The sequence below is a fragment of the Caballeronia sp. genome (assembly GCF_049581465.1).
Classification (GTDB): domain Bacteria; phylum Pseudomonadota; class Gammaproteobacteria; order Burkholderiales; family Burkholderiaceae; genus Caballeronia.
This window is the reverse complement of sequence record NZ_JBAUSA010001382.1, coordinates 1-10,713: the sequence shown is the minus strand read 5'-3', so window position 1 is coordinate 10,713 and position 10,713 is coordinate 1. Positions and strand designations below refer to the sequence as shown.

At 59.0% G+C, this 10,713-nt stretch carries 9 protein-coding genes; 3 read left to right on the top strand and 6 right to left on the bottom strand.

Features of this window, described 5'->3' with window-relative positions; genetic code table 11:
- Positions 1-1,521 precede the first annotated feature (1,521 nt).
- The gene (locus WCA53_RS33440; RefSeq protein ID WP_423922182.1) at positions 1,522-3,759 is read left to right on the top strand and encodes a glycosyltransferase; all 2,238 of its coding nucleotides are present in this window, start codon (positions 1,522-1,524) and stop codon (positions 3,757-3,759) included.
- A 34-nt stretch (positions 3,760-3,793) separates the two neighbouring features.
- On the opposite strand, the gene WCA53_RS33435 is transcribed toward WCA53_RS33440, so the two are convergent.
- Together WCA53_RS33435 and WCA53_RS33430 are read right to left on the bottom strand one after the other, a co-directional pair.
- Positions 3,794-5,038 carry a glycosyltransferase family 2 protein gene (locus tag WCA53_RS33435; RefSeq protein WP_423922177.1) on the bottom strand — a complete coding sequence of 415 codons (1,245 nt, stop codon included), beginning with the start codon at positions 5,036-5,038 and terminating at the stop codon, positions 3,794-3,796.
- 87 nt (positions 5,039-5,125) lie between these two features.
- Positions 5,126-6,034, bottom strand: coding sequence for a hypothetical protein (locus tag WCA53_RS33430; RefSeq protein ID WP_423922174.1), 909 nt, complete (start codon positions 6,032-6,034; stop codon positions 5,126-5,128).
- 103 nt (positions 6,035-6,137) lie between these two features.
- Here WCA53_RS33430 and WCA53_RS33425 point away from each other — a divergent pair, with 103 nt between their 5' ends.
- Positions 6,138-7,052, top strand: coding sequence for a hypothetical protein (locus WCA53_RS33425; RefSeq protein WP_423922172.1), 915 nt, complete (start codon positions 6,138-6,140; stop codon positions 7,050-7,052).
- A 187-nt stretch (positions 7,053-7,239) separates the two neighbouring features.
- On the opposite strand, the gene WCA53_RS33420 is transcribed toward WCA53_RS33425, so the two are convergent.
- On the bottom strand, positions 7,240-7,542 hold the full coding sequence (locus tag WCA53_RS33420; RefSeq protein WP_423922170.1) for a hypothetical protein: 303 nt from the start codon (positions 7,540-7,542) through the stop codon (positions 7,240-7,242).
- A 254-nt stretch (positions 7,543-7,796) separates the two neighbouring features.
- Here WCA53_RS33420 and WCA53_RS33415 point away from each other — a divergent pair, with 254 nt between their 5' ends.
- Positions 7,797-7,982, top strand: a complete 186-nt coding sequence (locus WCA53_RS33415) for a hypothetical protein (protein WP_423922168.1) — start codon at positions 7,797-7,799, stop codon at positions 7,980-7,982.
- 40 nt (positions 7,983-8,022) lie between these two features.
- Here WCA53_RS33415 and WCA53_RS33410 read toward each other — a convergent pair whose 3' ends face one another.
- From WCA53_RS33410 to WCA53_RS33400, 3 genes are all read right to left on the bottom strand, one after another.
- Complete coding sequence (locus WCA53_RS33410) at positions 8,023-8,880, bottom strand: 3-keto-5-aminohexanoate cleavage protein (protein ID WP_423922166.1); 858 nt, start codon at positions 8,878-8,880, stop codon at positions 8,023-8,025.
- A gap of 90 nt (positions 8,881-8,970) precedes the next feature.
- The gene (locus tag WCA53_RS33405) at positions 8,971-9,420 is read right to left on the bottom strand and encodes a helix-turn-helix domain-containing protein (RefSeq protein ID WP_423922162.1); all 450 of its coding nucleotides are present in this window, start codon (positions 9,418-9,420) and stop codon (positions 8,971-8,973) included.
- A 347-nt stretch (positions 9,421-9,767) separates the two neighbouring features.
- Positions 9,768-10,661 (bottom strand): LysR family transcriptional regulator, encoded by an 894-nt coding sequence (locus tag WCA53_RS33400; protein WP_423922157.1) that lies wholly within the window; start codon positions 10,659-10,661, stop codon positions 9,768-9,770.
- Positions 10,662-10,713 lie beyond the last annotated feature (52 nt).

The following is a 10,713-nucleotide window of genomic DNA, read 5'->3' as shown; positions in this document are numbered from 1 at the left end:
GGGCTTCCCGGCGAAGCTGTCGGCGACGACCCTGGCGGAGTGCTTGTGCCTCCGGCGGCAGCCGCAAAAATGTTGGGTTCACTTTGTGGCAACGGCTGCGGCACGAGGTTCCCGGCCAAACGGAACGAACTCTGTGTCAGCGGATTGGATACAGTGAACCGTGATGCCGGATTCGTTCCTCCTGTGAGGTTGGCCGCCGCGCGCGTGGCGGAGAGGCCTGTCGAGGTCGTTTGACCCCCGCCGTGAGCCAACCGCGTCGCAACCACCGCGCTCGCGGGTTTGGAAGTTTTCGGAGCGGCCCTCTGCATCTTCCCGGCCCCTCCGGCCTTTTGGTTCGCTGCTGGTTTCGTCGCCATATTCTTCCTGCGCACCGTTGGTTTATGTGTTCACTGGAGCCCGATGAGGTTAGTGAAGTCCTGCGATCGCCGTAATGGAAGTGATCGCCGTTTGGGCGGCTGCAGTTACTTCCGCCACAATGGAAACAATTGCGGTTTCACACACGCCGCAGTCGCACGTGCACGGCTCAGGAGGAGTGCCGCTGGAGCCTTGATCGTCACAACCCGTAGCAGCGATTTCTTCGATCGACTCACCCGAACCGGTCGATATGACCGTAGGACCTTGCGGCGTCACGGCGCGAGGAACGGCTCGCGGCGTCGCACCTTGAGCTTGTGGAGCCGTGTGCTGAGGCGCCCGCGGAGTACTCTGCGGGGCTTGTCCTACCGCCGGAGTACGACCCGCGCCAGGAGCGTGTGCTGAAGACGGAGCGCTCGCGTCCGGCGAATGCGCCGCAAGTGGGCTTCGGCTTGGAACCGAGTGTGGTGGCTGGCTGGATGTCGGGGAAGCAGTGGGTGCCGCGTGCGGTGCAACCACAACGGACCCGGGCAATTCTCCCGGCGTGGGAAATTGCCCCTGTCCTTCGGGGGGGAACAGCGTACCGATTTCGAGAGCCGCGAGTGTATTTGGCTGCGACGCTTCAGTGTGACTCGTGGTCACAACCGGACGTGCCGTTGTAAACGAGCCCGCGCTGATAAGCGCCCTCAGTTGAGCGTCGCTGAGATTCAGGGGGCCCCGCACGCTCGCCGGATCATCGCGCAGCGCGTTGAGGACGCCAGCGTCCGACGCAGCTTGCCTCGCGAGTTGAGCGACTTGGACCAAGGCCATTCGATCCCTCCACACGACGCATCAAATGCAAGTGTGTGATGCAACTTTCTTCATACTGGAGTTAACTCTTATCCCTGTCAAGAACAATCCTTACCAATCCTTAGCATTTTGTAAGCAGGAAAAACAAAGCGTCGGATGCCGCAACCTCCTAATTTTTCCTGCAATCGCTGCGCTGTTTTTTATATGTTTACGGATTGACGTTTCCCGTTTTCGAGTGAAGAATCTTTTTGCTCCGTTCGCGTTTCGGGCTGAACGGCCCAGTGTGAGAAATGATTAGATCGCCGATTCGGAATGGAAAAGGTGAGACAGATAAGGGTTTCATATTGCACCACCTGTCATGGTCGTCTTTGGCAGATTGCTTTGACAATTGTCGATAATCTCGCGCACCTTCGCGACGACGAAGAACTTGTTCTCGTCGATTATGGAAGCCCGGATGATTTGGGCCGATACATTGAATCATCGCCCGCTTGCCAGAACGCGATGGAGTCGGGGCGTCTGGTTTATGCACGGACGGAGGCCAGGCACTACCACTGTCCGAAAGCCAAGAACCTCGCGCATCGCCTGGGACGCGGAGACCTGCTGGTCAACCTCGATGCCGACAACAGCAACGAAGGCATGCGAAGGATTATTTCCCGACGCTTCGCACGCGTGGAAGACCTTGTGCTGCAGATGGACGAGGGCGAGCGCGGCGACCCTCTGCGCGGTACTTTCGGCCGGATCTGCATCCCGCGCTACTGGTTTTACCGGTTGGGCGGCTACGACGAATCGTTCGAACCCATCGGTCATCAGGATCAGGACCTGATCTGGCGAGCGAAGGCGATGGGACTTCGCCACGTGCATGCGAGAACAGGAGGAGCTTCGCCGATCAGGAATTCGATGGTGGAGAAGGCTTCGCACACGGGGAAGCGCAGTTGGCACGTAATGTGGCGCGCGAATGAGAAGGCCAGCCTGCGCAATCTGAAGGAAGGCCGTCTGGTGGCGAACCCGCGAGGGTGGGGCGGAGCCAGGATAGCAATCAACTTCAACGAGCCGCAGGATCTGGCGCCGGTTTCGCCGCAGTCGATCTCTGTCGTTTTGTTGCACCGCCGAGCCTCGCTGACGGTGATCGGGTCGCTGATCGAGCATTACAGTGCGATGAAGGTCGTGAACGAGATCCTGGTGGTGAATCGTCATCGGGCGTTTGACATCATGCCACCTGAAGCGGTGAATTCAAAAATCAGAGTGATCAATGCCTCCGATGGATCGCAGCCTTTTCCGCTGCTGGCGGCCGGCACTTTGGCGGAGTTCCCTGCTGTCCTCCTGACCAGCGACGATGCCATTATTCCCGAAGAGTCGCTCAATCGTATTCACAAGGCATGGTTCGCGGATCCTACGGTATTGCATGCGGTGAGTGCTCACGGGGGCTCCGCCAGATATGGCGAAGCCAATCTTTCGGTAGGCGCCTTAACTACTGTTGCCGCGTGCGTGACGGCGTTGTCTCGCGGAGCAAGGCTGCGCGCGGAATTGATGCCGGAACCGCCGCCTGTCGCTGAAGACATTCTTCTTTCCGCCGCAGCTCCGATCGCATTCCATACTGCCCCGGCGCTTGAATTGGTGACTTCGGAGATTGATGCCCGTGTCCGATGCAAGGATTCGCTGACCCAGATCAGACGCTGGACGCGACGCGGTGCTCGAAAACGCGCTGATGAAGAATTGATTGTCGAAGCGGGACCGGTGCCTCCCCTCCCGATCGCGTACGAGCCATATTTCGCGCCTTTTTCCAAGGCTTCGGTGCTGTTTGCCGGCCCGTGGGTCGGCGAATTCGGGTGGGAATTGTGTTGGTGGAATCCGATGATTCGGGCATATTCCGAGAATTTCGGACATGTTATTGTGGCGGCGCCGGAATCGAGCCGCTATCTTTACGAGTTCGCCACCGAGTTTATTCCACTTAAAACGGAAGGCTGGCGCTTCGCCGAAGGCAGGCTACTCACCAAAGTTCCACGGGTCTGCAACGGTAGCAAGATGCTTGCCCCTGCCGTTCTGTGGGACGAACTGGGCGTTCAGGAATGCGATGCACTTCGCACGGGAGAGAGCACGCTGACTCCCAAGAAATGGCGCAATCTTGCGCCCGCTGGTCCGGCGCTATTTGTCGCCGATGTTCTCTGCGCCTTTCGTCCGGAGAAGATAATCGGCGACCGGCTCGTGAGGAATAAGGATTATCCAATAACGAAATGCGAAGAACTGGTTCGTCTCCTGCAGGCGGAAGGGTTAAGGGTCGCCTGTTACGGGGGGCTGGATAACTACTGGTTTGAGGGAACCGAGGATCTGCGGGGCAGGCCACTGGAAGCGCAGTGCTCCGCATTGAGCGCGGCGAAGTGCGCAGTCGGGCCGAGCAGCGCGCCGCTTCACCTGGCTAGTTTGAGCGGCTGCCCCCACGTAACCTGGTCGAGTATCAGCCTGGATATCGCGAACCGATATGCGACGCACTGGAATCCGTTCAACACCCCGGCGTGCTTTATCGCGGATGCGGAGCCATCGCCTGTCGAGATTGCACACGAGGTGCTCCAGACGATCGGGGAGACGAACTGCAGGACTGTGCAGGCGGGCGGTTCGATATGAAGCGATGCCTTGAAACCTGTAATTCGCGGACGCGTTATACAGGCAGGCGATGACCGTACAGGGGCAAGACCCGCGCGAGCAGGTCCCGGTGCTCCTGACTGAGTTCTGATTCACCCTGCCGGTCTGCATCGGCGAGCGGCCCCATGATGTGCTCCGCGTCCCAGAGATTCAGGCCGTGGAAAAAGCGGATGTGCAGGGCCGGATCATTATCGATCGGCAGCCGCATGGCGAACCGGTTGGCAAACACCGAATCACTCCCGCGCAGCATGCTGGGATAGCGATAAGCCGTTTTTCGTGGATGCAGAATCGTGGCTTCGGCGCCCCGCGGATATTCGGCGTATCGGGAGCATCCGTTCACCACGCTGTGATGAATGCGCGTTTTGAGCAGGACGGCTGTGTCGTCGCCGCGGGCGCGCATCTGAACCTCGATGCGCCGGGGATGATGCCAGTCATCGTCGTCCCAATTGATAACGAAATCCCCGGTAGCGTGTTCAAGCGCGAGGTTGCGCAGATCACCGACCGTCTGCCAGCGGCTCTTTTGAAGGCGCAGTTCTACAATCCGTGGATCGCCGGAAGCAAGCGACTGCTCGCCGTGATTCACAATTAGCAGGTTCTTGTTGGGATACGTCTGCGCTTTAAAACATTCGATGGCGACTCGCGCCATGCCGTATCGTTCGCGGTGCAGGCCAGTGATCATGACGGCGGTGACGGGCGGAAACGCCTCACTGAAGCCGCTGGTATGCGGGCTGAAGACTCGGCCGTCTGGTTCCTTCATGCGACGGCAGCGTGAAACGGTCGGGTAGACCTCCTGCAGCCGATGCTTGACGGCAAGCTTAGCCAGAGCGTCCAGATAATCTGGAGCTTTTGCCTTCGCGGTGCGCTTACTCCACTCCCATCGATTTCTCCAGATGCCTGCCGCACACCCGAACTGAAGGGACCGGCGCAGAATTTCCGCGGACCGCGTTCTGTCATCGGACTTTCCCGCGTCGCACGATGCGAGGAAAACGTCGTGATCGTCGCGAAAGGCGATGTCGCAGTATTCGAGATAGCGGAGGAAGTCGGAAGTCACGACCGCGTCGCCATCGATATATCCCACGTACTCGGCTTTTCCGAACGCGCGGTCGATTGAGTTGAAACACCTCTCGCTGAAATTTTTTGCCTTGGGCTTGATGGCGATGTTCACCCGCGCGAAATCAACGGAGCGTGCGAGCGCCATTGTTTCGGCAGCCCCTTCTTCAACATTCGCGAGGATTCGATAATTGCCGATGCCGTCGCACATCTTCAACGATGCGAGCAGGGCGCGGGTGTATTCAGGCCGCGATTCCAGCGAGACGCAAAGAACTCTCGAAATGTTGGCACCTGTCACCTAAGTGAATTCCTCGCGGCTATAAACCGATTCGGGCCACTCGCGCCACCAGAAGCAGATCGATTTCAACTCTTCCGACATCTCGATCCGCTCCCACGTGGGACCCGAGGTACGGCTCTCGAGAATCATTCCGTCCTGAAAACTCAGGATTCCGGGCCGCTGGTTGTACAAATAAAGAAAACCGCCTTCTTTGCCATTGAGCAGCCGCTGTCGCTGAATGTAGCCTGTGAAGGTGCTGAACATAGTTCCCAAAAAAATATCACTTTCCGTCGCCACAAGCGAGGATACGATGCCGATTTCGGCCGCATCGAGACGGTGGGGAAAAAACCAGCGGAACAGCGCCGCGTCGATCATCAGATGGTTCGGCCAGATGTCCAGGATCGGCCTGAAGTATTCTTCGTCCTGTTCGTCGGAGTGGATCAGTAGAAAGCAGTCCTTCGGAACATGGCAGGCGATGTTGTGACAGATTTCGTCGGCCGTAACCGTGTCGGCATTTTCGTGATCGTTCAGAAAATCCTTACGGCGTACGTGTATGCACGCAAAGCGGCGGTGCTGCTTATGAATTTCGCGAACGATGCCGCTGGCAAGCCGCCGGTAGGGTTCCCTAATCGCAATCAGTCGATTGCAGGCATAAATGACTCGCGGATCGTACGGTAGGGTGTAACTGTAGTATCCGAGCGTGCAATCGTTGCAGGTGGACAGCACGGGCGCCGATTTGCGCTCGAAAAGATCGGCCGAGAGAAGCCTCGTTGAATGCAGGTCCGGCAGCAACTCGCCGTCGAGACCCTCATAGGAACCGATCTCGTGAGGATAGAAAAGATCGACGAGATCAAACAGGCGCAGCCCCTTGCCGCTGTTGAAGATCGGATATCGTGGTTCCCCGAAGAGCAGGTTGCGCCGCGAAAGCACGCTCAGGCCGACCGCAAGTTCGAGCGACATGAGATTATTGAAGAATCCCACGTTGCCCCCTTGATACAAGTCGAACTTAAGAAATCGCATGCGATCTGTCCTGATGCGCCGGTTCTGGCAAGAAGCCTATCGAACGGGCGCGCTTCCACCCGCATACTATATTACCTGCGCCGGCCGGACCGATGGGGGAGGGGCGCAGATGCAGGCAATTTATTCGACCATGCTTTATGCGCGGTGCACCGGGTTGGTGTATTTACATACGCCGATTATCTCGGTTGAACACAATACTTACGACGTTCCAGGCTGGCCGGAAAAATGGGAGCGCGCATTCTCTCCCGGACATGGCGAACTGCAGGCAGGCGCATTCGACCTGAGTGCGGCGCGGCAAATTGCGGCCGATGAAATGAGTTTCGAACGTCCACAGCCTCCGCCGCCCCAGCCCACGCTACTGGTCGCTCAGGAGTGCCACTGGTACGCGGACTCGCATCCCGATTTCTATTCGCTGATCCAGCCGCTTTTCATTCGGAAATATCGGTTGAATTCGCCCCCAAGGTTCGAAAACAGAGACCGGCTAATTGTGGCGATCCACATTCGAAGGGGCGATGTAGACGAACACGAGGCCGAGCGATTTACTCGCAACGAATGCGTGGGTCATCAGATTGACGAGCTATCTCGCTCGTTAGGGTCTGTGCCGCACGAATTCCATGTTTATTCGGAGGGAGTCGCAGAGGATTTCGGAGCGATTGGCGACCGGGCGATCCTGCATCTGAATGGCGACGTCTTCGAGTGTTTCGAGAGTCTGGTCTCGGCGGACATCTTCGTCACCGCCAAAAGCTCGTTTTCTTATACGGCGGCCTTGCTGGCACGCGGCGTCGTGATTTACTCACCGTTTTGGCACGCCCCGCTGCAGCAGTGGATTGTTGCCGGGGAACAGGGAGAGGTTTGCAGAGATCGACTGTTTTCTGCACTTTGGAGGCAGAGACTCATAAGGGGCGGGATGGGAACACGCACTCGGTAGCGGAATCAGTGCATCGCAGATTTTGAAAGGCTGTGTGGAGTTCGCGCCGAACTCAGACCGGGCGCGCTCGCTCATTGTCGAAATCGCGCTGGACCAAACAAACTGGGACGTCAGCCATCGCAATTTCGAAAACTTTGGCGGACCTCGTTGCACCTTGAAAGACCGCAGGGGCGCGCGTAATTGATCGTCAGCGTTTCGCGGGATCGTCGTCGGACGATTCCATATGGACGACCTCGACGTCGACGGTCCGGCCGTCGTCGCACGCGCGCGCCTGCCTGCGAAGCGCGCGCGTCTTCCACCAAAGATAGCCGACGACGATCGTGCCCACCGCGAACAGCGCGGCGAGCAGCACGACCGACAGCACCGCGGCCGCCGCCAATACGATCGCGCCCAGGACGACGGCCAACAATCGGCCGAACCATCCGAAGCTGCCCGTCGTAATCGCTTTCTCGTATGCCACGCGCCGCGGCGGCGGCCTGTCGTTCTGCATCGCTTGCCTCCCGGCCACCGTCCGGCGAATGCGGGCAAGCGTCCGTCAGTCGTCCGTCGCCTGAATATGAACCGCTGACGTCGTCGGCGCAAGCGTCCATCCGCGAGCGACGGCTCGGATGGCTCCCGCGGAAAAGGTTCCTACTCGTCGCGTGGATAGCCGCAGGTGCCCCGCTTCGTCTGGACCTATGTTTGCCAACCTGTTTCGGTAGTCATTTCGCATCTGCTCATCAAGATGGCCTTATCGCGACATGTATGGACCCGACATTGCAGTACAGCTTTTCGAAGCGCACCACCGCCTATGTCGAAGCGATCTATCAGCGCGCCAGCCGCGACGGGCCCGTGACGCGGGCGTGGATCAACGGTTTGCTGCAACCGGACGGCGCGGCGAGCAATCGGTCGCAGACACTCGCACGCGTCGGTTTGCGCAGGAGCTTCTGAGGGCACGTCGCGCCGATACGCATGATCGAGGCGAGCCCTTTCATTTGGCTCTCGACTCAGCGGACGCCCGATGCGCAGCCAGCCCTAACAACGCGCGAGCCTGCGCTACCGTCGCGACGGTGCGCCCGAATTCGCTGCAAAGCCCGGCGACCTGTTGCACGAGGGCCGCGTTGGACGGTGCGAGCGTGTGCTTATCTAGCCGCACATTGTCCTCGAGCCCCGTCCGGCAGTGTCCGCCGAGTTCGAGTGACCATCTCGCGAGCGTGAGCTGGTCGCGCCCAATGCCCGCGCCGGTCCACGTTGCATCAGGTGCGAGCCGGTGCAGCGTGTGCACATAGAACTCGAACACCTCGCGATCTACAGGCATGGCGTTCTTGATGCCCATCACAAATTGCAGGTGCAGCGGGCCGACGATCTTGCCGGCTTGTTGCATTGCAACGGCCTGAAAAATCATTGACAGGTCGAACGCCTCGACTTCGGGCTTGATACCGTATGTCGTCATCTCTGCCGCGAGCCAGTCAATCAGGTCTGGCGAATTTTCGTAGACGCGCGTGGGGAAGTTGACCGAGCCGGTTGCAAGCGACGCCATGTCCGGGCGCAGCGACAACATCCCGCCGCGTTCATGGCCCGCGCCCGACCGGCCGCCCGTGGAGACCTGCGTGATGATCCCCGGCGCGTGTTTGCGGATGCCTTCGAGTACGCGCGCGAACCGTTCCGGATCGGACGTCGGCGTCTCGTCATCGTTGCGCACATGCAGATGCACGAGCGTCGCACCCGCCTCGAATGCGGCTTGGGTGGACTCGATCTGCTCGTCCACGCTGATCGGCACAGCCCGATTGTCCTTCTTGCGCGGCAGCGAACCGGTGATGGCGACAGAAATAATGCAGGGCGTGGTCATGATGGATACCTCGCGAGAAGAAGATGAAAACATCATGTAGCGGACCGACTTCGCTAGTGAGTAACGCAGCCGCCCGACGGGTATGGCCTTTCAAGTTGCGGGCCGCTCGGTTTGCGCTCCGACAGGCATCCGCTCATGCGCCTTTGTCTGCGACGTTCCCGCCGTCTTTCGAACACGCAGCGGCGTCTCGCCCAGTCGCTCAGAGAACAGCGCCGTCATGTGTTGCTGCGGCGAAAATCCACAGGAAGCCGCCACGTCGCAAATCGGAAGAGCGGTGTCGCGCAAAAGTTGCTGCGCGAGGCCGATGCGCCGCTCCAGAACTAGCTCCGACTGGAAGGTGGAAGGTTTCGCCGGACCGTCGTGGTATCGGGTCTGCGAGACGATGTCCCCCAGTACGAGGCAAATCATGTCTAACGAATGCGCGAAATCGGCCGAATAGGGTTGTGCGCCCGAGATGCAATAGTCGAGGCCCGGCGCGCTGGCAACCGTGCCAAATTGCTCAATGCCGCGCGGGTCTGCCGGTTGTGCATATTGACTCATCGTTGTCTCCTGCGATTGAGCCGTCCGTCCTCGACCTGCCGGGACGATGTCTGATGATGTCGCTCGACTGAAGTATATGAGAGACCGCGTTCCGCTCGCCGAAAAATGAGAGCCCTCGATTCGCACCTCGGGCAGCGTGATGTTTGCATTGAAGCCGACATGTGGCAACGACGGCAGCTTCCAGTAGTGGATAAAGGTCGAGAGTCCGACGAATGTATTCGTGCCCAGTCCGGCGACCTGATTGCCGTTTGCATCGAATGCGTCGCCTCCGCACCAACCTGACAGAGCCTACGCTAGGGATAGGATAAGTGCGAGCGTGCAGATCCAAGCGGGCGCTGTCGTCCGGTTCACTGCTTCACACGGACTTGCTTTGAGCGCGACGACCGTATCAACTTGAGAAAAGCCTGCAAGATCGGCGAGCTGTCTTCGGGCCGATACAGACAACTCAACTCGATCTCGCGTAACTGTGTCGACCTGAGTGGTCGATACAGCATGCCAGGCAGCCGAAGGTTGATTGCTGACTCAGTTGTTACGGCGACGCCGAAGCGACTTGCGACCAGCGCAATACAGGTTACAACGTCTTCGACTTCCTGTTCGACGCACAGTCGGACACCTTCGACATGAAACGCCGCTGTTACCTCTTGCGCGAGCCCGTGTACGGGTGCGTTCGGGTACAGGATCATGCGCTCGCTATCGAGATCGCGCAGCGTCACGGTTTTTTTCTCGCAGAGTGGGTGACCCTCGTAGAGGGCAACGATGAACGGCTCACGTTGCACACAGTCAACGGCGATGTCGGTTTCGTTCGGCACCAGCCGATTAAAACCGATTGTGATGCGCCGCTCGCGAAGTGCCGTGATCTGCTCGGCCTTCGACATATTGTGCAGACCTATCTTCACTTCCGGACGCGCGGTATGAAACTCGGCCAGCAAACGCGGAATCACGTTCAGGATCCCTGAACGGAAGATGCCAACGTCGAGTCGTCCCATAAAACCCTGGCCCGCGAGTTGAGCCTGTTCCTCGGCGCGACGAGACAACGCCAGAATGTTCGGCACTTCGTCGAGCAGGGCGCGGCCTGCTTCTGTCAATTCCGCACCTTTGGTCGTGCGGATAAACAGTTGTGCACCGAGCTCTTCCTCCAACGCACGGATATTTCGGGTAAGAGGCGGCTGCGCCATATGCAGTCGTTCGGCTGCGCGCGACCCCGTAGGAGACGGTCGCTGTTCTACGAAGCGGTCATTCATTCCGCGTCATTTCGCTGTGGCACGATCACTGTTTTTTAACGCCGGATGCATC